The organism is Streptomyces sp. AMJ-169 (genome assembly GCF_055597585.1).
The window spans coordinates 105,838-131,236 of record NZ_JBVLTJ010000012.1; the positions used below are offsets into that span (position 1 = coordinate 105,838).

Below are 25,399 nucleotides of genomic sequence, written 5' to 3' on the forward strand. Positions count from 1 at the left end.
AGAGGGGAGCCGCAGCAGCGGCTGTTTCCGGCAGGGACTGAGCTTCAGAACTCCGGGACTTCTCAGCGGGGGCCGACGACGATCCGGGTCACGAACCAGGGCGCCGCGTACCGCTCTCACACAGGTACAGAGCAGCCGGGGGCACGTCCCATTCGAACCCACCACCGGGCGGCCGGACGTAGGCTCGCCCTTCCCTTCGGCGGTACTGAGGCAGCTTCCTCACGTCTTCCCAGTTCGGGTCCACGGCCATCAGAGTGCCCGTCCGCGCGCCGTCCGTGACCAACTTCCCGACGTGTTCAGCGGTGACCGTCACGCGCCCTCCGAGCACTCGCCGGCGGAGCAGTTCTCGAAGGGGCAAGGGAGGATGGCCGGCACCGGGAGTTCGAACTCACCGGTCTCGGCGTTGAGAGCGCCGCCGTACTCCGCACGCCACTGCGTGAGAGAGGCCGCGGGGCGTTTCCCGGAGACGTTCAGGAGCCGGACAAGCGTGGGCTCGCCCAGGGCGTTCACACGGGTGATGGCGGCGGACGGCCTGAACTTGCCGGTGGGGTAAGGCTGTTGGGAAAGCTCTGTACTGTTGACCATCGCCGTCAACCCTTCGGCGGTTGGTGACCATGCCCCCGGGCGTTCGCGCGCCGCGGGGGTGCTTGCGTCTTGCGTCTCACCACCCTTCCGCCATGGGCTCGGCGGTACCACAGCAGATACACCGCACTTGGCCCGCAGGTTGACCGCGCCCGGTACTCTCACCTGGGAGGGCGTCAAGCCGGACGGAGCACGGACATGGCGGGCAGGCGGACGCAGCTGGCCAAACGCCGTAAGGCATGCGGCTATAGCCAAGAAATCTTCGCCCAAGCGATGGCGGTAGCCACCAGCACGGTGCAGCGTTGGGAAAGCGGGGAGATCGACCCTCAGGCTCATCAGCGCCCCAAGATGGCGAAGCTTCTAGAAGTCACGTCAGGCGATCTGGATAATTTGCTTGCCTTCAATGAAGGTCCTAAAAACCCCGCTGCCCTCCAAATCTCCACCGCCTCACCGGATGACGAGTGGGAGGCTTGGGAATTGGCACGCCGAGTGCAGGCGAGCGACGTAGGCCAAGGAACCCTCTCACGACTAGAGCGAGAATTCGACGAAGCGGCTAAGGCTTACCCGACAACTTCACCGCAAGACTTGCTCCATAAAGCAAGACGTCATCTCGGATACATCAAAGACCTGCTTGACGCGAAAAAAACCCTTACCGAACATCGTCGGCTCTTGATCGTTGGCGCATGGTTCTCACTCTTTGCAGCCACTCTTCATATCGACCTCAAGGAAAACTCCGCCGCAGTGGCAAGGCTGCAAACTGCGGCAGCACTGGGGAGAGAGTCAGAGTTTCCGGAGATTGAAGCATGGTGCTTCGAAACGGATGCTTGGCGCGTCTTGACCGACGGAGACTACGAGCGGGCGATTGGACTTTCCCGAATAGCGCAATCGATCGCACCAGCGGGAACCTCAGTACTCATCCAAGCGACAGCACAAGAGGGGCGAGCGCAAGCCCGCTTGCACAACAGCGCAGAGACCTACTCGGTGATTAATCGAGTTCAACAGCTCTCGACTTCCCTAAGTTCTCCTATCCGCCCCAAAGAACATCACTATCAATATGACCCCGCAAAGGCAATTTCATACACGGCAACTACTCTAGCCTGGCTTGGCGACTCAGCCGCAGAATCATACGCGCGCGAAGTGATTACCCGCCTAAGTCCTTCTGCCGATTTCTCAAAGTGGCCTCGCCGTGTCGCTTCGGCGAATATTGACCTAGCGTTGGTGCTTTTGAACCAGAATCGCCTTGACGAAGCGTGCGAGGCAGTGCAGAAAGCCATATTGAGTGGCCGAGTTGTTCCGTCGAACCACTGGCGGGCACTAGAAGTCGTCAGCGCCGTAGAACGCCGGTCCCTGCCTGAGGCAAAGGACCTCCGCGAAGCCTACGAAGGATTGAAGCCTTAAGCGGCTCAACGCCCCAGGGGTCTACAGCGAGCGGCCCCGGTACCTCTCTCGGTACCGGGGCCTTCCCCTGCCCTTAAGCGATCGACCAGCCGATTCCGTCCAAAATGTCATGTTCGCTCACCACAATCTCCTCCGCCCCCACCCGTTCCATGATCGCGGCGAGGACGAGGGCGCCCGCGGCGATGACGTCCACGCGGCCGGGGTGGAGTGAGGGGATCGCCGTGCGTTCGGTGTGGGTGGAGCGCAGCAGGCGGTCGGAGATCTCTCGGACCTTCGTATAGGAGACGCGGGAGTGGTGGATGCGGGCGGAGTCGTAGGCGGGGAGGTCCTGGGCGATCGCGGAGATCGTCGTGACCGAGCCGGCCAGGCCCACCAGGGTGCGCGCCTCCGTCAGCGGGACCGTCCGCGCCGCGAGGTCCAGCGCCGCCTCGATGTCCGCCCGCATGGCCGCGATCTGCGCCTCCGCCGGCGGGTCCGCCGCCTCGCCGGACGTCATCAGGTGGCGCTCGGTCATCCGTACGCAGCCGACGTCCACGGACCGCGCGGCGCGGACGGCCGTGTCGCCGACCACGAACTCCGTGGAGCCGCCGCCGATGTCGATCACGAGATACGGCTTGGCGAGGTCGTCGCGGCCCGTCAGTTCCTTCGTCGCCCCCGTGAAGGAGAACTCCGCCTCCATGTCCCCGGAGATGACCTCCGGCTCCACGCCGAGGATCTCCAGCACGCCCCGTACGAACTCGTCGCGGTTCTCGGCGTCGCGGGACGCGGAGGTCGCCACGAAACGGAGGCGTTCGGCGCCGTGCTCCTTGATGACCGCGGCGTACTCGCGGCACGCGGCGAAGGTGCGCTGCAAGGCCTCCGGTGCCAGCCGGCCGGTGCGGTCGACGCCCTGGCCGAGGCGGACGATCGTCATCCGGCGGTCCAGGTCGGTCAGCTCCCCCGTCACCGGATCGGCGTCCGCGACCAGCAGGCGGATGGAGTTGGTACCGCAGTCGATGGCGGCGACGCGCGTCATAAGGGGTCCTCTCGACAGGTCAGCGGATCAACAGGTCACGGACGTCTCTTCGCCCGCCCCGGTCACGGCCGGGACGCGCCCGCCCGGTCACGTACGGGACGCACTCGCCCCGGCCACACGCGGAACGCGCCCGCTCACGCGCAGGGCGTCACGCAGCTGCCCTTGCTCCACCACTCCGGGAGCAGCGCCAGCGCCTCGTCGCCCAGCGGGTTCACCCCGGGGCCCGCCGCCAGCGCGTGGGCGACCAGGACGTGCAGGCACTTCACCCGGTCCGGCATACCGCCCGCGCTGGGGAAGTTCTTCAGCTCCTCGATCTCGTCCCGGCGCCGGATGTAGTCCTCGTGCGCCGCGCGGTACGCGGACGCCAACTCCTCGTCCTGGCCGAGCCGTTCGGTCATCTCCTTCATCAGCCCGCTCGCCTCCAGCGTGCCGATGGCCGAGTTGGCCTTGGGGCACGTCAGGTAGTAGAGGGTCGGGAAGGGGGTGCCGTCGGGGAGGCGGGGGGCCGTCTCGACCACGTCCGGCTGACCGCAGGGGCAGCGGTGGGAGATGGCCCGCAGCCCGCGCGGGGGGCGGCCCAGCTGCTGCTCGAAAGCGGCGACGTCCGCCTCGGTGGGCTCCGTGCGCGGGGTGGTTGGGGGAGGCGTCTGCATGGCCGTACGTGAATCTCTCTGCTGTTGGTCTTCGGGGTCCGGGAGTCTACGACGCTCAGCGCAGCGCCGCGTCCGCCTTGTCCACGCCGTCCCAGACGTTCGCGTACCAGGGCCGGTCCGCCGTGGCCGTCTGCGCCCGCGCCTGCTTCGCCGCGTCGGGATCGATCATGACGTACCCGGTCTCGCCGGGCATCACATAGTGCAGCCGCAGCCGGATCTGCTGTTCCGCGTAGGCGTCGTCCTGCCAGCGCGCCTTGAGGTCGCGCAGCTGCTCGACCCGTTCGCGGGCCTGCTGCTGCTTGCGCTGGAGGTCGGCGATCTCGGCCCGCTGGGAGACGTACTGCCGCATCGGGTAGGCCAGCGCGACGATCAGCGTGCACAGCACCAGCGCCAGGAGGGCCGCTCGGCCGGTCAGGCGGGAGCGGTGCTGCTGGCGCTTGTTCTGGGAGCGGTAGACGCGGGCCGCGGTCTGTTCGCCCAGGGCGCGGAGTCTGGTCGCGGTGGAGAACCGGTCCTTGTCCTTGACGGCCATCTGCCGCGCCTCCCGTTCATACGTGCGTACGTCCCCGCACACGGTACGGGACCGGGTACGGGGACGTACGAGTGACTGGCTGAGGCTTAGCCCTTGAAGCGGGGGAAGGCAGAGCGCCCGGCGTACACCGCGGCGTCGTCGAGGATCTCCTCGATGCGCAGCAGCTGGTTGTACTTGGCGACGCGCTCGGAGCGGGCCGGGGCGCCGGTCTTGATCTGGCCGCAGTTGGTGGCGACGGCGAGGTCGGCGATGGTGACGTCCTCGGTCTCGCCGGAGCGGTGGGACATCATGCACTTGAAGCCGTTGCGCTGGGCCAGCTCGACGGCGTCCAGGGTCTCGGTCAGCGAGCCGATCTGGTTGACCTTGACCAGGAGGGCGTTGGCGGTGCCCTCCTCGATGCCGCGGGCGAGGCGCTCGGGGTTGGTGACGAAGAGGTCGTCGCCGACGATCTGGACCTTGTCGCCCAGCTTGTCGGTGAGGACCTTCCAGCCGGCCCAGTCGTCCTCGAACAGCGGGTCCTCGATGGAGACCAGCGGGTAGGAGGCGACGAGCTCCTCGTAGTACTCGGTCATCTCGGCGGCCGAGCGGGACTTGCCCTCGAACTCGTACTTGCCGTCCTTGTAGAACTCGGAGGCGGCGACGTCGAGCGCGAGCGCGATCTGCTCGCCGGGGACGTAGCCGGCCTGCTTGACCGCCTCGAGGATGAGGTCGAGGGCGGCGCGGTTGGAGTCCAGGTTGGGGGCGAAGCCGCCCTCGTCGCCGAGGCCGGTGGACAGGCCCTTGGACTTCAGGACGGACTTGAGGGTGTGGTAGACCTCGGTGCCCCAGCGCAGCGCCTCGGAGAAGGACTCGGCGCCGATCGGCGCGATCATGAACTCCTGGATGTCCACGTTGGAGTCGGCGTGCGAGCCGCCGTTCAGGATGTTCATCATCGGAACGGGCAGCAGGTGCGCGTTCGGGCCGCCGAGGTAGCGGAACAGCGGCAGGTCGCTGGCCTCGGAGGCGGCGTGCGCGACGGCCAGGGAGACGCCGAGGATCGCGTTGGCGCCGAGGGAGCCCTTGTTGTCCGTGGCGTCCAGGTCGAACATCGCCTGGTCGATCAGGCGCTGCTCGGTGGCGTCGTAGCCGACGAGCTCCGGGCCGATCTGCTCGATGACCGCGAGGACGGCCTTCTCGACGCCCTTGCCCTGGTAGCGGTTGGGGTCACCGTCACGCAGCTCGATGGCCTCGAAGGCACCCGTGGAGGCGCCGGACGGAACGGCGGCACGACCCGTGCTGCCGTCGTCGAGGCCGACCTCGACCTCGACCGTGGGGTTGCCTCGGGAGTCCAGGATTTCCCGGGCTACGACGACGTCGATGGACGGCACGTGCATCTCCTTCTTGGGATGTGACGCTGGTGGTGCGGGGCCGCGCGGGCCTTGCGACTAGAGCCTAACCGGCGCGGACGCTTCGGCCAGCCGACCGACCGGCCACGTTCGGAACCGACCGTACCTATTGTTCAAGGTCGGAACAAAGGGGGAGTGACCGGAAGGCGAACAAAAAATCCGTCCCGGTGCGTACGGGGGAACACGCACCGGGACGGAAGACCCGTGGGGACGGGGGGGTGACCCTCACGGTGTCTCTACTGTGAGGTCCACGGCTGTGAGGGTGCTGTGGTTCAGCTGAGTCTTACTTCAGGTGCAGCTGCTGCCCGGGGTAGATGAGGTCGGCGTCCTCGACGATGTCCTTGTTCAGCTGGAACAGCTTCTGCCAGCCGCCGGCGACCTTGTGCTTGGCCGCGATGGAGCTGAGGGTGTCACCCTTGACGACCTTGTACTCGCCGTCGCCCTTCTTGACCTTCGTACCGGCCGGCGTGGTGACCGTCTTGGCGGCGGCCGGGCGGTCGGTCGAGCGGGAGGAGGCGGGGGTCTCGGTGCGGGTGCTGCTGGAGCTGCTGCCGCTGTTCGAGGAACTGGAGCTGGAGCTGCCGGAGTTGGAGCTCGACGAGCTGCTGCCGGAGTTCGAGCTGGAGGAGCCGGAAGAGCTGGAGGAGCCGCTGTAGCTCGCGCCGGAGAGGCCGGTGCCGCAGGTGGGCCAGGCGCCCTTGCCCTGCGCCGCCAGGACCTTCTCGGCGATCTCTATCTGCTGCGCCTTGGTGGCCCGGTCGGCGGTGGCGGCGTACTGCGTGCCGCCGTACGCGGCCCAGGTGGAGGCGGAGAACTGGACGCCGCCGTAGTACCCGTTGCCCGTGTTGATGGCCCAGTTGCCGCCGGACTCGCACTGCGCGACGGCGTCCCACTCGGAGGCGGTCGCGGCGGAGGCGCCACCGGCGGCCATCAGCGGGGCGGCGACGGCGACGCCGGTGACACCGGCGAGCGCGATGACACGGGTGGCCTTGGACGGGCGGCGGTGCTTGCCCTTGCCGGAGAACAGCATGGATCGATCCCCTCACCGACGCCTGCGAGGTGAGCTGTCGGGTTCGGGCCGGTTGAGTTGCCCGGCCGCACGCGCTCCCCTTCAGGAGCCGTACGGCTTCACCCCAAGCCGGGTCCGGCGTCAACTGCCGTTCCCAGCGCTTACCTTGGGTCCCCCGCTCCTGCCGACGGCGCTCGAAGCGACGACTGTTCCCGTGCGGCCACTGGCAGGATTAGGCGTGTGCGGCAGCAGGGGCCCGAGTTCTCAGGCGGCTCGACCGTAGACATGCCCGGAGCGGAATTTCAAAGACGATCAGGGCTTGTGAGACTCATCCCACACTTTCCCCAAAACCGACATACGACCCGAACCGCCCCGCCGAACTGCCGCTTTCGGACGCGTTCTTGGGGATTTCTTACACTGCCTCAATTACCGAGCCGAAGCGTCTGACCGGGGACGATGGCCCCGGGGTCGCCCCCGATGACGTTCCGATTCTCCGCATAAAGGGCACGCCATCCGCCGTCAAGCCCAAGGGAGTCGGCGATGGAGACGAGCGAGTCGCCCGCGCGGACGGTGTACGACTCCGGCGCGCTGACCCCGCGATGCTTTCCGGTGCCGTTGACCGAGAGGGTCACGGGGGCCGGATCGGCGCTGGTGTCGACGAGGCTCGAATACCCGGTGGGCTGCGGAGTGTTGTCCGAGTTGTCCTGGTACGAGGGTGTCGTGGGCTCGCTGTTGGGGGGCTGGACGATCCGGCCGCCGCCGGTGGAGGTGCCGGGCGTATCGGATGTTCCGGACGAGTCTGATGTACCGGACGAGTCCGATGTGCCGGAGTTGCCCTTCTCTGCCGGGGGGTTGCTCGGGGAGGGGGACGGGGAGGGGGTGGCGGGGTCGGTGTCGGTGTCGCCGGGGGTGGTGGGGGTGCTGGGGGTATTGGGAGCGCTCGGGGCGCTGGGGGTACTGGGGGTGGTGGGGGTGCTGGGGGTGTCGTCGCCGGTGCTCGGGGAGCTGGCGCTGGAGCCTGCGCCGGAGCCGTTGCCGTTGCCGTTGCCGGACGTGGATCCTGAGCCGCCGCTCCCGGGACCGGACGCCCCGGGGTCGACCGAGGAGGCGACCCCGTTCGCTTTGGTGAGCCCGGTGGTGATCGCGCAGACCGGCCAGGCCCCGACCCCCTGATCCGCGAGGATCTTCTGGGCGACGGTGATCTGCTGGTTGCGGCTCGCGAGGTCGGGCCGCTCGGCGAACTCCGTCCCGCCGTACTTCTTCCACTCGTCCAGCGAGATGTGCAGCCCGCCGTAGAGCAGGGAGCCGGTGTTCTCGCTCCAGGTGGCGTCCGTCTCGCATTCGGCGACCTTGTCCCAGACGGTCCCGTCCGCCGCGCTGGCGCCGCTCGCGCCGAGCAGGGGGATGGCGATCGCGGAGCCGGTCACTCCGGCGGCGACGAGCAGCGCCGGAGCCTGGCGGGGTCGACGGTGACGGCCGTTCCCGGAGAGCATGCGGGCACCCTTCTCACGACAGCAGTGACGCGTGCGGCGTGGGGACCGCACTGATGTGTGAACGTATCCGGACCCGATCACTTGTCACAAGTTAATGCCACACAGATCACGTGAAGATCACAGAGTTGAGTGTGTGTCATGTTTGCGAAGGACTACTGGTTCTGGCAGTGGACTTCGGAAAGCTTGGGTCAACGGGGTTGAATCGCACGGGAAGTGTCCGCAGCCCGCGCATGATGAGTCCGCCACGCCACCTCAAGTCTGTTGTTTCTGCTGCGAGTTGAAGATCAGGCAGCCTGGTCAGCAGGGTCGCGAGGGCGGTCTGTCCCTCCAGCCGGGCCAGCGGGGCGCCGAGGCAGTAGTGGATGCCGTGCCCGTATCCGAGGTGCTGGTTGTCGCGGCGGGCGAGGTCGAGGGTGTCGGGGTCGGTGAAGCGGGCGGGGTCGCGGTCGGCGGCGGCGAGGACGACGAGTACGGGGTCGCCGGGGCCGATGTCCTGTCCGCCGAGGCTGAGCGGCTCGGTCGCGAACCGCCAGGTGGCCAGCTCGACCGGGCCGTCGTATCGCAGCAGTTCCTCGACGCCGGTCTCCAGGAGTCCGCGGTCGCCGGCCGCGAGGGAGTGCTGGAGGCGGGTGCGCTGGTCGGGGTGGGTGAGGAGGGCGAGGGTGCCGTTGCCGATCAGGTTGACGGTCGTCTCGAACCCGGCGAACAGGAGGATGAACGCCATCGCGGCGGCCTCGTTCTCCGTGAGGTGTTCGCCGTGGTCGGAGGCGCGGATCAGGCCGGAGATGAGGTCGTCGCCGAGGTCGCCGCGTTTGCGGTGGATCAGGTCGAGGAGGTAGGCGCGCATCTTCTTGACCGACCGCGCGACGCCGCCCCGGGGGCCGCCCCCGTGCCGGATCATCATCCCGGCCCAGTCCCGGAAGTCGTCCTGATCCTCCCTCGGGACGCCCAGCAGGTCGCAGATGGCGTAGATGGGGAGGGGGAAGGCGAAGTCGTGAATGAGGTCGGCTTCGCCGTGCGCCGCGAACCTGTCGATGAGCTGGTCCGTCAACTCCTGCACCCTGGGGGCGAATTCGGCGACCCGGCGGGGGGTGAACGCCTTGCTGACGAGTCTGCGCAGGCGGGTGTGGTCCGGCGGGTCGATGTTCAGCAGATGCGTCATCAACTCGGCCTTGCGCTCGCCGGGGATGCCGGTCTTGCCCTTGGCGTGCGCGGGTTCGTCATGATGCGCCGGGTTCTTGGAGAGGCGCGCGTCGGCGAGGGCCTGCTTGGCGTCGTCGTACCGGGTGACCAGCCAGGCTTCTACGCCGCTGGGGAGGGTGGTCCGATGCACGGGGGCGTGCTCGCGGAGCCAGGCGTAGGCGGGGTAGGGGTTGGCGGCGAAGTCCCAGGTGAAGAGGGGTGGGGGGTGGGGGGTGTTGGAGGTCACTGGGTGACGGTATCGGGGTGGGGGGTGGTTGGGGGGAGGGGGTTGGGGGTTGGGGGTTGGTGGGTGTGGGTCGCGGGGCGCGGGTTGGGGGCGTGGGGCAGTGGGCGGGAGTGCGGTTGGGGGTGAGGGTCGGTGGGCGTGGGTCGTGGGTTGGAGGCGCGGGGCAGTGGGCGGGGTGCGGTTGGCGGGGCGGCCCGGTGGGGCGCGGGTCGGTGAGGGCGCGGGTCGGTGGGCTGGGGCTGCGGCTGGCTCGATGGGGGCGGGGGTGAGGGGCGGTCCGGCTTCGGGCGCCGCTGCCGTCGTGGCTGGGGCTGGCGGAGCTGGCGGAGCTGGCGGAGCTGGCGGAGCTGGCGGAAGGCTAGTCGTCGGGGTCGCTATGGCTGGCTGGGCCGGCGCAGTCGTCGTAGCTGGCGTTTCGCGAAGAGGTCGTTGGCGGCGGCTGCTTCGTCGTATGCCTGGATCGCCTCCTCTGTACGGCCCTGTCGCTCCAGTACTACGCCCAGATGCGCGCGGTCCTGGGGGTCGGTGCTGTGTCTGAAGTAGGACTCGGCGGCCTCGGGGGGCTGTGGGCCGGCGTCGGTGTCCGCCAGGAGGCGTACGGCTCTGTCGTCGCCCTCGTCCGCCGCGCGGGTCAGGTAGGCCCTGGCGGTCTCGGTCTCGCCGCGCAGGAGGTGGTGGACGGCGAGGCCGCGGGAGTCGTTGGCCTGGTCCCTTTCCTGCCGGAGCTGGTATTGGGCGGAGGGGGAGTGGGCGTTCGTCCGGAGCGGGTGCTGGGAGGAGGGGGGACCTGTGTCCGTCCGGAGCAGGTGCTGGGCGGCGCGGGAGGAGTCGCCGCGCCGGAGGAGGTGGTGGCCCAATTGCCGTGCGGCGTCCGTGTCCTGGGCCTCGGCTGCGGTGCGCAGCGCTTCTTCCGCGAGGGCGAGGTGGGCTTCGCCGAGGAGGCGGTGGGTGTGGGGGTCGGGGGTGTGGCGGGCGGCGGTCTGGAGGTAGGGGAGGGCGGCGGCGGGGTGACCGGCGGCGAGGAGGTGAGCGCCGACGTGTGCGGCTGAGGCGGTTCGTCCGGCGTCTGCGGCTTTGCGGAACCAGTGCAGGGCGGTTTGCGGGGTGCCGTCGGTTTCTTTGAGGAGGCCGAGGATGTGCATGGCGTCGGATTGTTCGGTGGGGGTGGGGGTTGCGGTTGCGGGGGGTTGGGCTGGGGTGGCTGGGGTCCGGGAGGCTTGGGCTGGGGAGGCGTCGGCTGGGGAGGCTGCGATCTGGGGAGTTTCGGTCCCGGAGGCTTCGGCTGGGGAGGCTCCGGCTCGGGAGGCTCCGGCTGCGGAGGCTCCGGCTGGGGAGGCTCCGGCTGCGGAGGCTCCAACTCGGAAGGCTCCGGCCATGGGAGCTTCGACCGAGGGCGCTTCAGCCGGGGGCGCTTGAGCTGATGGTGCTTCGACCGCTGAGACTTCGGCGGCCGGGGCTCCGGCTCGGGAAGCTCCAGCTGCGGAGACTTCAGTCCGGGAAGCTCCAGCCACGGGAGCCTCGACCGAGGGCACTTCAGCTGGGGACGCTTGAGCTGGCGGCGTTTCGGGCGCAGCGGCTCCGGCTCGGAAGGCTCCAGCCGCAGAAACTTCAGTCGCGGAGGCCCCGGTCCGGGAAGCTCCGGCCACGGGAGCCTCGACCGAGGGCACTTCAGCCGGGGACGCTTGAGCCGATGGCACCTCGACCGCTGAGGCTCCGACGGCCGGGACTCCGGCTCGGGAAGCCCCAGCCGCAGAAACTTCAGCCGCGGAGACTCCAGTCCAGGAAGCTCCAGCCACGGGAGCCTCGACCGAGGGCACTTCAGCCGGGGGCGCTTGAGCTGGCGGCGTTTCGGGCGCAGCGGCTCCGGCTCGGGAAGCTCCAGTCCAGGAAGCTCCGACTGCGGAGACTCTGGCTCGGGAGGCTCCAGCTGCAAAAGCCTCAGTCGCGGAGGCTTCAGTCCGGGAAGCTCCGGTCACGGGAACTTCGACCGAGGGCACTTCAGCCGGGGACGCTTCAGTCGCAGCGGCTCCGGCCCGGGAAGCTCCAGCCGTAGAAACCTCGACCGGCGAGGCCTCTGCCAGCGGGGTGAAGTGGGCGCGGGCGGTGCTGCGTACGGAGTGCTGGGTTTCGGGGTCGAGGGTCGTACCGGTGAGCAGGTGTTCCCAAAGGGCGATAGGGACCGGGCGGACCTGGGGGGCCCTGGGAAGTCGTACGGCGTCCGCGACGAGGGAACCGTACGGCCGCCAGGTGCCCTCCCCGGTCCCGGGCACAAGCATCCCGGCGACTCCCCGCACCGGACTGGAGGCCCAGGCCAGCGCCGACTCCATGCTCTCGTCGCCGTGCACGGGGTAGTACCGGCAGGCCTCCTCCAGCAGCCCCTCGGAGATGTCCCCGCCGACCCCGCACCGGACGAGATCGACGGCCGCGCACAAGACGGCCAGGCCCAGCGGGTGGGCATCGCGGGACATGTCCGCGCGGCGGCGCTTGGCCGCGAGGAGGTGGGAGAGGGCGAGGTATTGGGTGACTCCGGTGCTGCCTCGGTGGCGCAAGGCTTCGCCGGGGCGGGGGTCATCGGTGGGGCGAGGGGCGTCGACGGGGCGGGGGTCGTCGACGGGGCGAGGGGCGGCGACGGGGCGAGGAGCGGCAACGGGGCGAGGAGCGGCAACGGGGCGAGAGGCGGCAACGGGGCGGGAGACGTCGACGGGGCGAGGGGCGGCGGCAGGGTCATCGGCGAGGCGAGGGGCATCAGCTGGGCGAGAGCCGTCGGCGGGGCGAGAGACATCGGCGAGGTAAGGGGCGTCAGCGGGGCGAGAGGCGCCAGCGAGGTCATCGGCGGGGCCGGTGGAGGCACCGGCAGAGTCGACGGAAGCACCGGCGAGGTCGGCGGAAGCATCAGGGGTGAGGAGGGGGGAGGCCCCGGGGCCGGCGACAAGCGAGGCCGCGAAGTCTCCGACGCGGACGACCCAGTCTCCGGCCCCGGTCTCCGCAGTGAGGTCGGCTGCACCGGCAAGGCGGGCCAGCTCTCCGCCGCTCCAACTGGTCCGCAACCGCGCCTGCCTGGCCAGGGAGAGCAACTGTTCCGTCCGCCCGTAGTCGTCCATATGCCGGACGTACGTCTCGTCATGCATCGTGCCTACGACCGGGACACCCAGCGGCTTCAGCTCGTTCAGCAGCTGCCGGCTGAGCCCTTGTCCGCCGAGGTGTCCGTCGAGGTCGTCCAGCCAGAGGACGTATCCGTCCCCGGCGTGGCCCGACCGCCTGCCGTTGTCGAGCAGGTCGGGCAGCCCGCGCAGGTCGGTGCCCGGTTCGGGGGCGCAGATCCGGGTGCCGGGGGCCAGCTCTCTCCGTACGGCTTCCCAGGCGGTACGGGTCTTCCCGGAGAACGGCCCCCCGGTGATCACCAACAGCACGGTCCGGACCCACCCCTCCAACTCCGCGTCCACGTCCCGCCGCACGTACTCCGTCACCTGCGACAGCCCCGGCAGCCCCTGCGCCGCCCGCACTCCGAGCAGCAGGGGGTTCGCCGTTTCGATGATTTGCCAGTTGGCGGGGGCGGAGAGGCCGAGGGGTGACGGGGGTTGGAAGTAGATGAACTGACTGGATTCGTTGAAGACCACGCTGGAGCGCGTGCCGGCACCGGAGTCGACGTGGTCGTTGGCAGCGGGGTCGGGGGCGTCGGCTGAGCCGGGGGCGGGGTGCTGAGGGGAATGGGGGGTGCCGGGGGAAGAGCTGCTGTCGCTCGCTCCGAGAGACGGGGCCGTCTCGGATGGCTGCGCCGGGACGTCGTGCGGGGACATCGCGATGTCCGCTGGGCTTTGGCCCGGTGTCGGGGAGGGAGCATCGAGGCTCTGGCGCTCAGTCGCTGGGTCAGCTGTTCCGGAGGTCTCCCGGCCCTCGGCCACACCGACTCCACCGAAAGCCTCTGGCCCTGAGGCAGCCTCGCGCGAGACATGCCGTTCGCCGCCGGCGGAGAGAGCCCTCAAAAGTTCCCGTACCTCCTCTCCCGCAGAGGGTCGTCGTGCAGGGGCTCCTGGAATCTCCGCGCCCGGCGCTGCGGAATGCGCGTCCGGAATGCGCCCGTCCTCCCCCGCAGACTCCTCCCCCGAGACTTCCCGGCCGGAAGCCTGCTGCTCCAGCCGCCGGACCACTGCCTCCAGTTCCTTGAGACCGTCCGGCTCCAGCTCGGCACTGTCGTTCACCAACCGGTCCCACTCCTGGACCCGGCGCCCCGCCTCCACCCATTTCTCGGCTCCGGACGCCCTGAAGTCGAAGGCGTCCGACGCGCCTTCGCCGAACTCCCCCTCAGCCTCGGCCAAGTCCGGCTTTCCGCCGCTCTCTGCTGTCCCCTCAACCGAGCCTGCGTGATAGGTCTCCAGCAGCCGGTTGTACAGCTCCGGCCCCCAGCGGAGCACCGCAGGTTCACCCCCCGTGTCTGGCTCCCCTATATCCGCCGCCGACTCCGACCCGTACGCCGCTGCCAGCCTCCTCATCAGCCCATACGACATGAGACGACCGGACTGCCCAGGTCCCTCCAGCAGATCCGAACCGTAAGCCTCCGCCGGCCGGTGCAACTCCGCCTCGGGGCCAGCCGACCCATGCTCACCCTCTGAGCCCGGCTCCCCGAACTCCCCCATGTCCGCTGCCGATTCCGCCCCCTGAGCCTTCGCCGATCGGTGAGGCGCCCGCTGCCGATCGCCGCGCTCCCCCTCGAACCTCCCCACCAACTCGACAAGTTGCTCGGCGGCCCACTCCTCCTCGGCTCTCTCCAACACAGTGCGGAAGTGTCGGGGCCGCAGGAGAGGCAGTTTCTCTTTTTGGCGGGTTGGTGGGGCGAAGATGACTGATGGGTGGACGCCGTCCGGGTCCGCGTCGTTGAACCACTTCCGCAAGGCCGCGCGGGCTTCCGCGCCGTCGGGGGAGTACATCGCGGAGTTCAGCACCTCCGCCGCTCTGGCGGCCAGTCGCTCCAGTGCCGCCGACTCCCGCTCCATGCCAGCCCCCGCCGCCTTCGAACCGGATCAGAACTCCCACCGTACTAGCGCCGGTCCGGCGGATCGGGCTGGACGAAAGGGGGGCACTTATCGAACGTCCGGCGGTGTATAGCGACTTCTCGGAAACTCCCTGCCGCTTCCGAAGATGCCCTGCCGACTCGCCGCTCTCGAAGATGCCCTGCCGACGGGTATGCGCGGGGACGTCCGAGCGCGTGAGCGGGGACGTCCGGGACGGCTGGGCTGGTGCCGGGGCGGCTGGGCCGATGCCGGAGCAACTAAGCCAGTTCCGGGACGGCTGGGCCGAGGCCGGAACCGCAGAGCCAGTGCCAGAGCGGCAAGGCCGATACCAGAGCAACTGAGCCAGCGCCGCAGCCGCAGAGCCAGTTCCGGTGCGGCCAGGCTTCGATGCTCTCTCCACGACACCGCACCAAGGACCCTCAGACATCCCGGTGTCCCCGCACCACGGTGTCCCCGCAGAACATCCCGGCGAAGCTCCCCGAGACCACCCCCGTTCCCGGAACAAAGCGACAGCCGCCCCCTCACTCCCCCACCCCCTCAACCCCCCGAACCCTCTCCCGATACTCCCGAGCAACCCCCCGCAAAGCCGCCTCAGGATCAACCCCCTCCGCGTCAGCCTCCACCGCCAGCCCCAGCAGCCGGTACCCCACCCCTTCCCCCACCGGCAACGGCACCTCAAGCCCCGCCGTCCGCACCCGCGACGCCAGCTTCGCCGCGAGGGCGAGGGCGGGCTGGTGGACGGGGACGCCGTCGGTCACGGACTCCCGTTGCTTCTCCACCGCCTTGGTCCGCAGCCAATGCGCCTTGACGTCCTCCGGGGTCACGGCGACCTCGTCCCCGAAGATATGCGGATGCCGCCGGATCAACTTGTCGACCAGGCCCGCGGCGACATCGTCGATGGAGAACGCCACCCCAGAACCACCGCCCCCAACACCGACCGCCTCACCGTCCTCCGCGTCACCCACCCCAGCGCCCTCCAAGCCAGCCGCCCAAGCACCGGCCGCCTCACCGTCCCCAGCGTCCTCCGCACCGACCACCTCCCCGTCCCCAGCGTCCTCCGCACCGACCACCCCACCGCCGGCCACCCCACCCCCCTCCTCAGCGATCCGCGCATGAAACACAACCTGCAACAACACATCCCCCAACTCCTCCCGCAACTCCGAGTAATCCCCCTCCTCGATCGCCTCCACCAACTCGTACGCCTCCTCGACCGCGTACTTGGCGAGCCCCTTATGCGTCTGCTGCGAAGACCAGGGGCACTCGGCGCGGATGCGATCCATGACTTGGACGACGTCGAGGAGGCGGGCGCCGGGGATGTCGTACGAAGCGTGGAGGAGTTCCAGGTCGGGCAGGGTCGTACGGCCGCTTCCGGCGAGGCGGGCCAGGCCGTCGGTCAGGGTCGGCTCGCCGTCGGCGGCGGCGAGTACGACGACCGTCCGGCCCCCGCCGCACGCCTCCACCGCCTCCTGCGAGCTGAGCGCCGCGATGTCGACGCCGACGCCCGCCTCGGTGAGGTACGGCAACTGCGGGTGCGCGGGGTCGCGGCAGACCACTCGGTCCGCCTGATGCAGGGTCTGCCATGCCTGCCAGGTCAGCAGGCCGGGGGCGACCCGGTGGGTGGTGGTGAGGAGGACGATCCGGCCGGCGTTTTCAGCACTGTTCGTGTTCACACCTCGAACGTAGCCCACGTCCCCGTTCCGCCCCGGAAGTTATCCACAGCCCCGGTGAGACAGTCACACAACCCGACCGAACCAGCGCCGTCAGCCGCACGCCCACCAGCCCCCGCCGCCAGCCCCCGCCGCCAGCCGACCACCGCCCAGCGACCACACCGCCCTCGCTGACCACGCCGCCAGCCCCCTCAGCCCAGCCCCCCCCTCAGAGGCCAAACATCCCCTCCCCCCGCCCCACCCCTAAACCCCCGAAACCTCCCGAACCCAAGGCACCCGCCCCTCCACCCGGCTCACCTTCTCCGCATCCCAACTCCCGTACCGAGGATTGAGATCCACCCTCAACTCCTTGGAAGCCACGGACAACGCACTCCAGAACGCAGGCTGCCCCGTATCCGTCCCCAGCTTCGCCGCCAGCTTCTGCGCCTCCAGCTGCAACCGCAGATTCTCGTCGAGCCGCTCCGGCGGAATCCCGTACTGCTGGAGCCAGGCGGTCTCCAGCCCCTTCGCGCCCCCGGCCTGCTTCTCCAGACCGGACCGCATCTCCTGGATCTCGTGCCGGCTGACGCTGACCCCGGCGTTGGACGCGGCGCGTTGGAGGACCGCGTCGAGGACCATCCCGTGCAGCGTGTCCCGGGTGAGACTCCCGGTCTGGGCGATGACCTGCGCGTACTGGGCGCTGTCGGGAACGGCGGCACGCTGGGCGTCGCGCACCTCGTTCACCCGGTGCTCCAGCTGCGCGACGGTGATCCGCTGCCCGCCGACCACGGCGGCGGCGCCGGGGTGCGCGGCGGCGCCGCAGGCGGAGAGGAGGGGGGCCGCAACGATCGTGGCGGTCAGCAGGAGCGCGGTACGACGTCGGCGGTGCAAGGGGACCTCCTGTGGGAGCTTGTGCGGCGGTGCACAAAGTCTTGCGGTGATCGATGGTAGGCAGTGGTACGCCTGGGGCCAACCCATTCGACCAACGATTCACCGCCAGTTGGGGCACCGCCGCGCCCACGTCACGCCGTCAGGGGAGGGCTGTCCGGCAGGTGTTCGAGAAGCGGCCCCCTACGACGCCGGGTCCCCCTACGACACCGGGTCCGCCCAAGTCCCCGCGCCGCCCCTCCCCCGACTCACGCCCCTCAGCCGACGATCGCCACCGGCGCGTCCCAGGAGTCCCGGTCCACGGTGATCGTGTAACCCCCGCGCGTCTCCTTGCTGTTGACCTGATACTGATGCCCCCGGCTGTGATTCGTGAACTGATCAGCCCCCCAAGGCCAGTCCGCGGTGGTCGTGTCCTTCCCGTCCCACAGCGCGTACCAGAGATTCCCGGGCAGGTCCGTCTTGTTGGTGGCGGTGGCGATCGCCTTGGCGCTGGAGGAGGTGAACCCGTAGTACCCGGCCCGGTAGACCTTCGCGCGCAGCGTCTTCGTGAAGGACCGCACGTACGCCAACACGGCGTCGTTGCACGCCTTGTTGGTGATGTCGTACGCCTCCATGTCGAGGTAGATCGCGCTGCCGGCCTTCATGCCGAGCGCGGACGCCTTGCTGACGGCGTCGGCGGCGTCGGTGGCGCCCAGTGAGGTGGCGGTGGCGGCGCTGATCTTCTCGGGGCTGGCGCCGGTCTGGCAGGGCGGCTGCGCGCCGACGTACAGCGGGATCAGCTTCCAGCCCTGCGAAGTGACCGTCTTCACCCAGGAGTTGGTGAGGTTGGGCTGGGCGCAGCCGCGGTTCTTGCCGCCGATGTAGACGGCGGCGCCGCCGTAGTAGCCGTCCGCCTTCCACGCCTTCATCGCGGCCGACGACGGCGCGGTGCAGGTGTCGAACGCCCGTCCCGTGTACGTCTTCTGGGCCGGCCACACGGTCGCGGCCATCGACTGCTGCGCGGCGATCCCGCCCCCGGCGACCACCGCGGCGCCCGCGACGCCCCACGCGATGTATCTCCGCTTTCTGGACTGCCGGTGCTCTGCCATTTCCCCACCCCAAGTGTGTGCAAAGAGGCGCCGCGTACGTATGGACGACGGCCGGAAACACACCCTACCCAGCCCTCACACCACGACCTGCTCCCCCAGCAGCACCGCCCCGATCACGATCATCAGCCCCCCGGAGACCCGCGTCACCACCCGCGCGGCCCCCGGCCGGGCCTTCAGCACCCGCCGCGCCAGCAGCCCGACTCCCATATATACGACGGCACAAGCGCCGGTGTGCAGCCCGCCGAGCACCCCGCTCTGCACGCCCACCGACCACCCGCCGCCGACGTCGATGAACTGCGGAAACAGCGAGAAGTAGAGCAGCAGCGCCTTCGGATTGAGCCCACTGATCCCGGCCCCCTTGAGCATGACCTGCCACCCGGACCCGCGTACGACCCCCTCGGCGGCCGCCAGCACGGCCGGCCGCCGCAGCACGCCCCACCCCAGCCACATCAGGTACCCGGCCCCGGCGACGGTGAGCGCGGTCAGCAGGGTCCCCGAACCGGCCACGATCACCACCAGCCCGGCGATCGCGAGCACCGTGTACCCGGCGTACCCCACGAGCAGCCCCGCCACCGCCGGTACGACCGACCGGTCCCGCAGCCCCGCCGCGATGACGTACGCCCAGTCCGCGCCCGGGGTCAGCACCAGCAGCAGATCGACGGCGAGGAACGCCGCCACGGTGGATATCTCCACGTCAACCTCTCAGATGAGCCCAGCCCCCTGAGAGGGAAGATTAGGAAGAAACGGGCGGAAAGTGTTCCCGGATTTTCCGCTGCACTGGCGATTCCGGGGGAAAATCTCCTCATGGACGCCACCGACCGCAAAATCCTCACCGAGCTACAGCTGGACGGCCGCCTCACGATCACGGAGCTGGCGGCCCGGGTCCAGCTGAGCGTGTCCCCCTGCCACCGCCGCCTGCGCGACCTCGAACGCAGTGGCGCGATCCGCGGTTACCGGGCGGTGGTGGACCCCGCCGCACTGGGGCTGACCTTCGAGGCGCTGGTCTTCATCACCCTGCGCTGGGAGGACAGGGGGACGGTGTCGTCGTTCGAGGAGGCGGTGGCGGCGATCCCTCAAGTGGTCCAGGCGCAACGGTTGTTCGGGGACCCGGACTACTTGTTGCGGGTGACGACGGCTGACCTGGCGGCGTATCAGCGGCTGTACGACGGGGAGTTGGCGAGGTTGCCGGGGGTACAGCGGCTCAACTCGACGCTGGTGATGAAACATGTGGTGAGCGAGCGGCCGTTGCCGTGAGGAAGGGGGTGAAGGAGGAGGGGTGGAAGGTGAGGGTGACGAGGGCGGGGTCTTTGGAGTCGCGGACGGCGACTTCTGCAAGGGAGTTGGCGATCAGGACGCAGTGGTTGCCGTCGCCTTCGCCCGAGTAGGACGACTTCCGCCAGTTGTCGGGCGCGGCCATCAGATGCGTCACCGCTCTTTGAGTGAGGCGAGGAAGGGGGTGAAGGTCTCGGCCGGGAAGGTGAGGGTTGCCCGGGAGGGGGCCTTCGAGTCGCGGACGGCCACCTCCACAAGGGAGTTGGCGATCTCGACGCAGTTGTCGCCATCGCCGTCGCCAGAGTAGGACGACTTACGCCAGTTGTGCATGTGGTGCCTCACAGCTCCTTCGCCAGCTCATGAATGAAGTCACGCGATCGCTCACGCCCAAGCGATACGGCTTCAACCCTACGGAAGCGGATTCGATAAGTGTTCAGCTGCGCCTCGGAATCGACAAGGAGGGCTCCATGAGGCGCATCCCGCACCACGGTGTCCAGCTTGGGCACAGAGCCACCCGCGTACATCATCGAGCTTGAGGCCGAGGCGAAGTTGTCCAGGTCGAAGGGGATGACGCGCATGGTGACGTGGTCCGCCTCGGAGAGTTCCAGCAACTTGACGAGCTGAGCCCGCGCAGCGGGGCGATCGCTCACCCTGATACGCAGCGCCGACTCATGAATCAGCAACTCGTAGGGAATAGTTGTCTGTTGACGCCTCATCCGATGGGTGACGCGCAACTCAAGTTCTTCTGGGGTCAGTTCGGGCACCCTGGACGAGAAGACGGCACGAGCATAGCTCTCCGTCTGCATCAGGCCGGGCACGTACGGGATGGCCACCTCCCGCTGGAACAAGCTGTAGTGATCCAGCTCGGCGAGGTTCAGGAACGACGTCGGCAGCAACCCCCGATACTCCTCCCACCACCCCCGCGTCCGATCCGTCGCCATAGCGACCAACGCATCGACGAACTCCCCGTCCGTACACGCGTAGTGAGACGCCAGCCGCCGCAACCTCTCCTCGCTCACCCCCGCGAGCGCCGACTCGATGTGCGTGATCTGCGGCGCCCCCACCCCCAACAGCTCCGCCGCCTGACGGGCGTTGAGGCCGGCCGCTTCCCGGAGTCTGCGCAGTTCGACCCCCAGGCGCAGCTGCCGTGCCGTCGGCTCACGCCTCAGCGCCATTCACCACTCCTCACTCTCAACACACCCTTTCGGGGGCAGATTACGCGATCCGGTTGCACGACATGAATCCTTAGACCTACCGTCAGTGATGCGGCACACACGTTGCAGTGTGCCCCAAAACCCCACGCACCCCCTGGAGTTGAGCCATGCCCGAAATGAACTCCTCCCGGAAACCCTGGAAGTACTCCCTCCAGATCCCCAACGACCCCCGCGCAGCGACGATCTCCCGCCGCCTCGTCCGCCTCCTCCTCACCTGCCACGGCCACATCCGCCTCGCCGACGTAGGCGAACTGGTCACCGCGGAACTCGTCGCGAACGCGTTGCTCCACACCAACAGCCTTGTCGTACTGAGGATTTACTGGTCGGCCGGGGTCTTGAGGATCGGCGCCTGGGACGGCGACCCCCAGCCCCCGGACTTCCCCACCGCCCGGGCGAACCCGGCGCAGGAGGACGGCCGGGGCCTGGAGATCGTCAAGGCGTGTACGGACGACTGGGGTTGGCAGCTGATGGAGCGCAACGGCCAGAAGGGCAAGTACGTGTGGTGCGAATTGACGGCGGCGTGAGGGCGGCGTGAGGGCAGCGGCCCCTTTGAGATGATCATCGGGCCACCCCCTCAACTCCCAAGGTTCACAAGGACAACAAGATGCGTTCCTCCTCTCCGGCGCTCAGGGCGATCACGCTCGCGGCGGCCCTCCCCCTCGTACTGACGGCATGTGGCGGCTCGGACGAGGGAGGCAGGTCGGGCGGCGCCGCTTCCCCGGCCGCGGGCAAGCCGAAGGACCCCAACGCGGGCCTGCTGACCGGGACGCAGCTCAAGAAGGCGCTGGCACCGGCGAGTTACTTCGCGGCGGGCTTCGCGCTGGACCCGACGGTCACGCGGGACACCGGCGACAGCTACCGAGCTCCGGCGACGAAGAGCGCGGCGAGACCGGACTGCGCGTCGTTCGGCGCCACCGCGTGGATCAACCTGACCGGCATCGAGGGCGTGTCCTTCGCGCAGTCGTCGTACTTCGACAAGAACCGCACGGCGGAGCTGGACCAGGAGATCGACACGTACCGGGGCACGACGGCCACGGACGTGATGGCGGCGCTGAAGAAGGTCGTCGCCGCGTGCCCGGGTTACACGGACAGCGGCACCAGCGGCAAGGTGAAGATCACCGGTACGCCGACCTCGGCGCTCGGCGACGAGGCGTACACCATCACTCTGTCGAGTGACGTGTGGGAGACAGGGACGACCCTGATCGCGGCGCGGGTCGGCACGAACGTGGTGAGCGTCCTGTCGACGGACGGCGCCGACGACGGCGCGGCCAGCGCGAAGAAGCTCACCGCGCACATCGTCGCGAACCTCGGCTGACGCCCTCTCGCGCGGCGCGGACAGGGGCATGTTCAATGGCACCATGCCCCTGACCGTCGTACGCAGGAGGGCGCATGGCAGAGCGAGTACGGGCCTTCTTACGGCGCCCCCGCGCGTTCGTCCCCCGTACGTCCCGGCCGTTGGCCGTGCCGCCGGCCGGGAGTGGGCTGCATCCGGTGATGGGGGCGCCCGGGCTGCCGTTCCTGGGGCAGACGGTGGAGTTCCTGCGCGCGCCGCACGCGTTGTCCGCGCGGCTGATCGAGGCGTACGGGCCGATTCACTGGATGCGGTTCGCGGGGCGGCCGATCGTGCACGCCATCGGGCCCGACGCCGCTGAAGAAGTGCTGGTCAACCGGGACAAGGTGTTCCTCAACGGGCCGGCGTGGTCGTATTTCATCGGACCTTTCTTCCGGCGCGGGCTGCTGCTCCTGGACGGCGAGGAGCATCTGCACCACCGGCGCATCATGCAGCAGGCGTTCGCGCCGGCGCGGCTGCCGGGGTACGCGGAGCTGATCGCGCGGCGGGCGGCGAAGGAGTTGCCGGCGTGGCCGACGGACCGGCCCGTGCAGCTGTTTCCGCTGGTCAAGCGGCTGATGCTGGATGTCGCCGGGGACATGTTCCTGGGCGGCGGCACGCTGGACGCGGCGACCTCCGCGCGCGTCAACCAGGCATTCACCGACACCGTCCGCGCGGGTCTTGCCGTCGTACGCCGTCCGGTGCCCGGCGGGCGGTGGGCTCGGGGGCTGGCCGGGCGGGCGGTCCTTGAGGAGTACTTCCGTTCCCAACTCCCTTCGAAGAGGCGGGAGTCGGAGGGGTCCGACCTTTTCTCGGCGCTCTGTCAGGCGCGGACCGAGGACGGGGAGCGGTACACGGACCAGGAGATCGTCGATCACATGATCTTCGTACTGATGGCGGCGCACGACACCGTCACCATCACGGCCACGACGATGGCGTACCACCTCGCGACGAACCCGGCGTGGCAGGAGCGGCTGCGCGAGGAGAGCGCTCGACTGGGGCCGGGGGCAACGGACTTGTCGGCTCTGCACACCCTGGACCGGGCGATGCGCGAATCCCTCCGCCTGGTCCCCCCGGTCCCCGGCTTCCCCCGCTGGACGGCGCGGGACACCGCCCTCCAGGGCCACCACGTCCCCGCCGGCACCCTGGTCACAGTCTTCCCCCGCATCAACCACCTCCTCCCGTCCTACTGGCCCAACCCCACCACCTTCGACCCCGACCGCTTCACCCCCCACCGCCACAAGGAAACCCCGCACCGCTATGCCTGGACCCCTTTCGGCGGGGGTGTCCACAAATGCATCGGGCTGTATGTGGGCGGGGTGCAGGTGAAGGCGGTCATGCATCAGCTTTTGCTGCGGTATGCGTGGTCGGTGCCGGAGGGGTACGAATGGAGCTTGGACCACAGCACACTGCCGAAGCCGAAAGACGGCTTGCCGGTACACCTGAAACGGCTCTGAGCCTCCGGGTTCACCTATTTCCCGGTCAGCGCCGCGGCGTCGCCGGGGCGTCCGGCCAGCCGGCCGGCCTCCCTGACCTGTTCGGCGGTCATCTCCCTGGCCAGCTCGATCGCCTCATGGATACCGTCCCCGTTGCCGCGGTCCAGCATTCCGAGAAACCACCTGACCGCCTGCACCGGATCCGCCTCGACACCGGTTCCGTCCCGGTAGCGCCGGGCGGCGGCGAGCATGGCGGGCGCGTGGGACGAACGGGCCGCGCGCACGTACCACCGGAGGGCTTCCTCGTCCTGCCGTTTGAGGGCGTACTGGTCGGCGAGGACCGCGCAGGCTTCGGGGATTCCGAGGTCGGCGGCGATGCGCAGCCATTTGCTGAACTCGCGGAAATTCTTTCCGGCGCCGCGGCCCTGATAGAAATTGACGGCGAGGTTGAAGGCGGCGTATCCGTCTCCCATTTCAGCGGCCTGTCGGAACAGCTCATTGGCACGCACTGGGTCGGCCGCCGCCACCAGCCCGCTGTCCATCAGAAACCCGAGCTCCCGGACCCCCTCGACGACACCACCCCGGGCAGCCTCCTCCAACAGCCCGGCGGCTCGCTCAAGCCGCTCCTTCCTCTCCAGCAGCACCCCGGCCACCAGCACCTTCGCATCCAAATCACCGAGCGCCGCGGCTTCTTCCAGCCGGGGCAGCACCCGAAGAAGCCCGTTCACCCCCTCGACGGCCCCTCGGCGTTTGGCATGAAAATACCAATACCCACCCCCAACAAAATCCCCACCCTCGACCGCCGCCTCAGCCATCCCGACAAGCTCAGCAACAGAAAACCCTTCGGGAAAACCTCGCCAACTCTGCGTCATATCCATCACTGAAGAGGTTTTCCGTTCAGCTTACGCCCCTTGCGAGGTCGCGATAGTTGAGTTCTCGGGGGCCCAGCGCATCACGGAGGCCATGAATTCCGTCCACACGCAGCCGGCTGACTGATTCCCGCTGACAGAACCGCTCGAATTCTTGCAGGTCGGCATACCCCTCGACATCCACCGTCCCAGGCCAGAGCGCGGCAACCTCAACCGCCTTCCGGAACACCATGACATGGGATTCCGAGGTCTCGCCGAAGTCGGCTTCGACCACATCCAGCACCGACCCCAGGAGCCCGAACCCACCCAGAGCGAACTGGAATGTCCGCTCAGCTCCGGAGAACTCGGCGGTCAAACGGCGGCAGGCCTTCTTGGCGATACGAACCACATCGGCGTTCAGGCGCCTCCCCTCGCAAGACCTGAGCCCGGCACGTACACCGGCATCCACCTGGTAGTAAAGGTCTCCTTGCCCGGCCGCTTCAGCGAGGATATACAAACCGCCGCCCACACGAAGAGCCGCTACACAGCTCAACGCCTTTGAAGACATGCCGTCCAGAGAACACCTTCCCTCGCACCGGCTCACCAGCCTTCGATCACGCCGTTCCACCAGCTGAAGCGTGCATCGTCGCGGATTGCCTCGTCAACCCCTTGAACATACTCCTGGAACCTCTCCAGGGAATCGTAAAGATACTCGTAGTCCTCAACACCGAGGAGGATTCTTCTTACAAACGCCCATCTCCATGAGATGTCGACGAATCGAGCCGCGGAGGTGTTGATGAGGCTCACCCCCAGGGACTCATCATCAGGGACCCCCACCACTTCCCCGCTGGCGACGTCGACACCGATCTCGCGACGCCAGTAGGAACCCAGCGAGTAGGCCTCCACTTCACGGCGACGAATAAGCGGCTCGTTCCCCGCCTGAAGAGAACCGACCAGCTGAATCCCGCCCCGCCCGCCTCCTTCCTCGAAGACAGCGACTCCGTATTCCCTGAGGGCGAGAGCGTCATCATCAGCAATGACCCACTGCTGCTCACGCCCCAGCCGAGAGGCCGGAAGACCCCAGCCGGCCACCTGGGAGAGGGGAGCACTGAGACATTCTTCGACTGTGGGCGTGAACTCATGTCGCATGCGGCATCGCTTCTCTCTGACAG

The 25,399-nt window shown here is 68.7% G+C and carries 23 protein-coding genes, 1 tRNA gene and 1 riboswitch; of the genes, 5 read left to right on the forward strand and 19 right to left on the reverse strand.

The window, feature by feature from the left end; all coding sequences use genetic code 11:
* Positions 1 to 365: 365 nt before the first annotated feature.
* A tRNA-Glu gene (locus tag ACYUD3_RS27650) sits at positions 366 to 449 on the reverse strand.
* Positions 450 to 780: 331 nt separating this feature from the next.
* Between ACYUD3_RS27650 and ACYUD3_RS27655 the strand changes: the two genes are divergently transcribed.
* Positions 781 to 1,980, forward strand: a complete 1,200-nt coding sequence (locus ACYUD3_RS27655; RefSeq protein ID WP_470975257.1) for a helix-turn-helix domain-containing protein — start codon at positions 781 to 783, stop codon at positions 1,978 to 1,980.
* A 73-nt stretch (positions 1,981 to 2,053) separates the two neighbouring features.
* Here ACYUD3_RS27655 and ACYUD3_RS27660 read toward each other — a convergent pair whose 3' ends face one another.
* From ACYUD3_RS27660 to ACYUD3_RS27715, 12 genes are all read right to left on the reverse strand, one after another.
* Positions 2,054 to 2,995, reverse strand: coding sequence for a Ppx/GppA phosphatase family protein (locus tag ACYUD3_RS27660; protein ID WP_470975260.1), 942 nt, complete (start codon positions 2,993 to 2,995; stop codon positions 2,054 to 2,056).
* A gap of 134 nt (positions 2,996 to 3,129) precedes the next feature.
* Positions 3,130 to 3,648, reverse strand: a complete 519-nt coding sequence (locus ACYUD3_RS27665) for a DUF501 domain-containing protein (protein ID WP_470975263.1) — start codon at positions 3,646 to 3,648, stop codon at positions 3,130 to 3,132.
* Between the two features lie 55 nt (positions 3,649 to 3,703).
* Positions 3,704 to 4,180, reverse strand: a complete 477-nt coding sequence (locus tag ACYUD3_RS27670) for an FtsB family cell division protein (RefSeq protein WP_470975266.1) — start codon at positions 4,178 to 4,180, stop codon at positions 3,704 to 3,706.
* A gap of 86 nt (positions 4,181 to 4,266) precedes the next feature.
* Positions 4,267 to 5,553 carry a phosphopyruvate hydratase gene (gene eno, locus ACYUD3_RS27675; RefSeq protein ID WP_470975269.1) on the reverse strand — a complete coding sequence of 429 codons (1,287 nt, stop codon included), beginning with the start codon at positions 5,551 to 5,553 and terminating at the stop codon, positions 4,267 to 4,269.
* A gap of 295 nt (positions 5,554 to 5,848) precedes the next feature.
* Positions 5,849 to 6,595 carry a transglycosylase family protein gene (locus ACYUD3_RS27680; protein ID WP_470975272.1) on the reverse strand — a complete coding sequence of 249 codons (747 nt, stop codon included), beginning with the start codon at positions 6,593 to 6,595 and terminating at the stop codon, positions 5,849 to 5,851.
* A gap of 4 nt (positions 6,596 to 6,599) precedes the next feature.
* Positions 6,600 to 6,777, reverse strand: a riboswitch (cyclic di-AMP (ydaO/yuaA leader).
* Between the two features lie 219 nt (positions 6,778 to 6,996).
* Positions 6,997 to 8,067 carry a transglycosylase family protein gene (locus ACYUD3_RS27685; protein WP_470975275.1) on the reverse strand — a complete coding sequence of 357 codons (1,071 nt, stop codon included), beginning with the start codon at positions 8,065 to 8,067 and terminating at the stop codon, positions 6,997 to 6,999.
* 136 nt (positions 8,068 to 8,203) lie between these two features.
* The gene (locus ACYUD3_RS27690; RefSeq protein WP_470975278.1) at positions 8,204 to 9,496 is read right to left on the reverse strand and encodes a cytochrome P450 family protein; all 1,293 of its coding nucleotides are present in this window, start codon (positions 9,494 to 9,496) and stop codon (positions 8,204 to 8,206) included.
* A 374-nt stretch (positions 9,497 to 9,870) separates the two neighbouring features.
* Complete coding sequence (locus ACYUD3_RS27695; RefSeq protein WP_470975281.1) at positions 9,871 to 10,638, reverse strand: tetratricopeptide repeat protein; 768 nt, start codon at positions 10,636 to 10,638, stop codon at positions 9,871 to 9,873.
* Positions 10,639 to 15,026: 4,388 nt separating this feature from the next.
* Entirely contained in the window at positions 15,027 to 16,175 is a 1,149-nt protein-coding gene (locus tag ACYUD3_RS27700) for a nucleoside triphosphate pyrophosphohydrolase (protein ID WP_470975284.1), read from the reverse strand.
* A gap of 240 nt (positions 16,176 to 16,415) precedes the next feature.
* Complete coding sequence (locus ACYUD3_RS27705; RefSeq protein WP_470975286.1) at positions 16,416 to 17,042, reverse strand: SurA N-terminal domain-containing protein; 627 nt, start codon at positions 17,040 to 17,042, stop codon at positions 16,416 to 16,418.
* Between the two features lie 254 nt (positions 17,043 to 17,296).
* Positions 17,297 to 18,127 (reverse strand): glycoside hydrolase domain-containing protein, encoded by an 831-nt coding sequence (locus tag ACYUD3_RS27710; RefSeq protein ID WP_470975289.1) that lies wholly within the window; start codon positions 18,125 to 18,127, stop codon positions 17,297 to 17,299.
* Positions 18,128 to 18,202: 75 nt separating this feature from the next.
* Entirely contained in the window at positions 18,203 to 18,820 is a 618-nt protein-coding gene (locus ACYUD3_RS27715) for a LysE family translocator (RefSeq protein WP_470975292.1), read from the reverse strand.
* A gap of 111 nt (positions 18,821 to 18,931) precedes the next feature.
* On the opposite strand from ACYUD3_RS27715, the gene ACYUD3_RS27720 reads away from it, so the two are divergent.
* Positions 18,932 to 19,381, forward strand: coding sequence for an Lrp/AsnC family transcriptional regulator (locus ACYUD3_RS27720; RefSeq protein WP_470975295.1), 450 nt, complete (start codon positions 18,932 to 18,934; stop codon positions 19,379 to 19,381).
* On the opposite strand, the gene ACYUD3_RS27725 is transcribed toward ACYUD3_RS27720, so the two are convergent.
* The 3 genes from ACYUD3_RS27725 to ACYUD3_RS27735 are packed head-to-tail and all read right to left on the reverse strand — an operon-like array spanning position 19,329 to position 20,574.
* Positions 19,329 to 19,544, reverse strand: coding sequence for a DUF397 domain-containing protein (locus tag ACYUD3_RS27725; RefSeq protein ID WP_470975730.1), 216 nt, complete (start codon positions 19,542 to 19,544; stop codon positions 19,329 to 19,331). The genes ACYUD3_RS27720 and ACYUD3_RS27725 overlap by 53 nt on opposite strands.
* Before the next feature lie 8 nt (positions 19,545 to 19,552).
* Entirely contained in the window at positions 19,553 to 19,729 is a 177-nt protein-coding gene (locus ACYUD3_RS27730) for a DUF397 domain-containing protein (protein WP_470975297.1), read from the reverse strand.
* Positions 19,730 to 19,737: 8 nt separating this feature from the next.
* On the reverse strand, positions 19,738 to 20,574 hold the full coding sequence (locus tag ACYUD3_RS27735; protein ID WP_470975300.1) for a helix-turn-helix domain-containing protein: 837 nt from the start codon (positions 20,572 to 20,574) through the stop codon (positions 19,738 to 19,740).
* Between the two features lie 146 nt (positions 20,575 to 20,720).
* On the opposite strand from ACYUD3_RS27735, the gene ACYUD3_RS27740 reads away from it, so the two are divergent.
* From ACYUD3_RS27740 to ACYUD3_RS27750, 3 genes are all read left to right on the forward strand, one after another.
* Positions 20,721 to 21,137, forward strand: coding sequence for an ATP-binding protein (locus ACYUD3_RS27740; protein WP_470975305.1), 417 nt, complete (start codon positions 20,721 to 20,723; stop codon positions 21,135 to 21,137).
* 80 nt (positions 21,138 to 21,217) lie between these two features.
* Complete coding sequence (locus tag ACYUD3_RS27745; RefSeq protein ID WP_470975308.1) at positions 21,218 to 21,928, forward strand: hypothetical protein; 711 nt, start codon at positions 21,218 to 21,220, stop codon at positions 21,926 to 21,928.
* 74 nt (positions 21,929 to 22,002) lie between these two features.
* The gene (locus ACYUD3_RS27750) at positions 22,003 to 23,400 is read left to right on the forward strand and encodes a cytochrome P450 (RefSeq protein WP_470975311.1); all 1,398 of its coding nucleotides are present in this window, start codon (positions 22,003 to 22,005) and stop codon (positions 23,398 to 23,400) included.
* Positions 23,401 to 23,414: 14 nt separating this feature from the next.
* Here ACYUD3_RS27750 and ACYUD3_RS27755 read toward each other — a convergent pair whose 3' ends face one another.
* The 3 genes from ACYUD3_RS27755 to ACYUD3_RS27765 are packed head-to-tail and all read right to left on the reverse strand — an operon-like array spanning position 23,415 to position 25,376.
* Entirely contained in the window at positions 23,415 to 24,257 is an 843-nt protein-coding gene (locus ACYUD3_RS27755; RefSeq protein WP_470975314.1) for a tetratricopeptide repeat protein, read from the reverse strand.
* A 19-nt stretch (positions 24,258 to 24,276) separates the two neighbouring features.
* Positions 24,277 to 24,795 (reverse strand): hypothetical protein, encoded by a 519-nt coding sequence (locus ACYUD3_RS27760; RefSeq protein ID WP_470975317.1) that lies wholly within the window; start codon positions 24,793 to 24,795, stop codon positions 24,277 to 24,279.
* A 32-nt stretch (positions 24,796 to 24,827) separates the two neighbouring features.
* Positions 24,828 to 25,376: an SUKH-4 family immunity protein gene (locus ACYUD3_RS27765; protein WP_470975320.1), complete on the reverse strand. Its 549-nt coding sequence runs from the start codon at positions 25,374 to 25,376 to the stop codon at positions 24,828 to 24,830.
* Between the last annotated feature and the right edge of the window lie 23 nt (positions 25,377 to 25,399).

Coding starts and splice junctions, on each gene's coding strand:
- ACYUD3_RS27730 (WP_470975297.1), bottom strand. CDS start 19,729: ATGCACAACTGGCGTAAGTCGTCCTACTCTGGCGACGGCGATGGCGAC.
- eno (WP_470975269.1), bottom strand. CDS start 5,553: ATGCACGTGCCGTCCATCGACGTCGTCGTAGCCCGGGAAATCCTGGAC.
- ACYUD3_RS27665 (WP_470975263.1), bottom strand. CDS start 3,648: ATGCAGACGCCTCCCCCAACCACCCCGCGCACGGAGCCCACCGAGGCG.
- ACYUD3_RS27740 (WP_470975305.1), top strand. CDS start 20,721: ATGCCCGAAATGAACTCCTCCCGGAAACCCTGGAAGTACTCCCTCCAG.
- ACYUD3_RS27710 (WP_470975289.1), bottom strand. CDS start 18,127: ATGGCAGAGCACCGGCAGTCCAGAAAGCGGAGATACATCGCGTGGGGC.
- ACYUD3_RS27695 (WP_470975281.1), bottom strand. CDS start 10,638: ATGCACATCCTCGGCCTCCTCAAAGAAACCGACGGCACCCCGCAAACC.
- ACYUD3_RS27745 (WP_470975308.1), top strand. CDS start 21,218: ATGCGTTCCTCCTCTCCGGCGCTCAGGGCGATCACGCTCGCGGCGGCC.
- ACYUD3_RS27760 (WP_470975317.1), bottom strand. CDS start 24,795: ATGTCTTCAAAGGCGTTGAGCTGTGTAGCGGCTCTTCGTGTGGGCGGC.
- ACYUD3_RS27670 (WP_470975266.1), bottom strand. CDS start 4,180: ATGGCCGTCAAGGACAAGGACCGGTTCTCCACCGCGACCAGACTCCGC.
- ACYUD3_RS27685 (WP_470975275.1), bottom strand. CDS start 8,067: ATGCTCTCCGGGAACGGCCGTCACCGTCGACCCCGCCAGGCTCCGGCG.
- ACYUD3_RS27735 (WP_470975300.1), bottom strand. CDS start 20,574: ATGGCGCTGAGGCGTGAGCCGACGGCACGGCAGCTGCGCCTGGGGGTC.
- ACYUD3_RS27655 (WP_470975257.1), top strand. CDS start 781: ATGGCGGGCAGGCGGACGCAGCTGGCCAAACGCCGTAAGGCATGCGGC.
- ACYUD3_RS27750 (WP_470975311.1), top strand. CDS start 22,003: ATGGCAGAGCGAGTACGGGCCTTCTTACGGCGCCCCCGCGCGTTCGTC.
- ACYUD3_RS27680 (WP_470975272.1), bottom strand. CDS start 6,595: ATGCTGTTCTCCGGCAAGGGCAAGCACCGCCGCCCGTCCAAGGCCACC.
- ACYUD3_RS27720 (WP_470975295.1), top strand. CDS start 18,932: ATGGACGCCACCGACCGCAAAATCCTCACCGAGCTACAGCTGGACGGC.
- ACYUD3_RS27755 (WP_470975314.1), bottom strand. CDS start 24,257: ATGGATATGACGCAGAGTTGGCGAGGTTTTCCCGAAGGGTTTTCTGTT.
- ACYUD3_RS27765 (WP_470975320.1), bottom strand. CDS start 25,376: ATGCGACATGAGTTCACGCCCACAGTCGAAGAATGTCTCAGTGCTCCC.
- ACYUD3_RS27725 (WP_470975730.1), bottom strand. CDS start 19,544: ATGGCCGCGCCCGACAACTGGCGGAAGTCGTCCTACTCGGGCGAAGGC.
- ACYUD3_RS27660 (WP_470975260.1), bottom strand. CDS start 2,995: ATGACGCGCGTCGCCGCCATCGACTGCGGTACCAACTCCATCCGCCTG.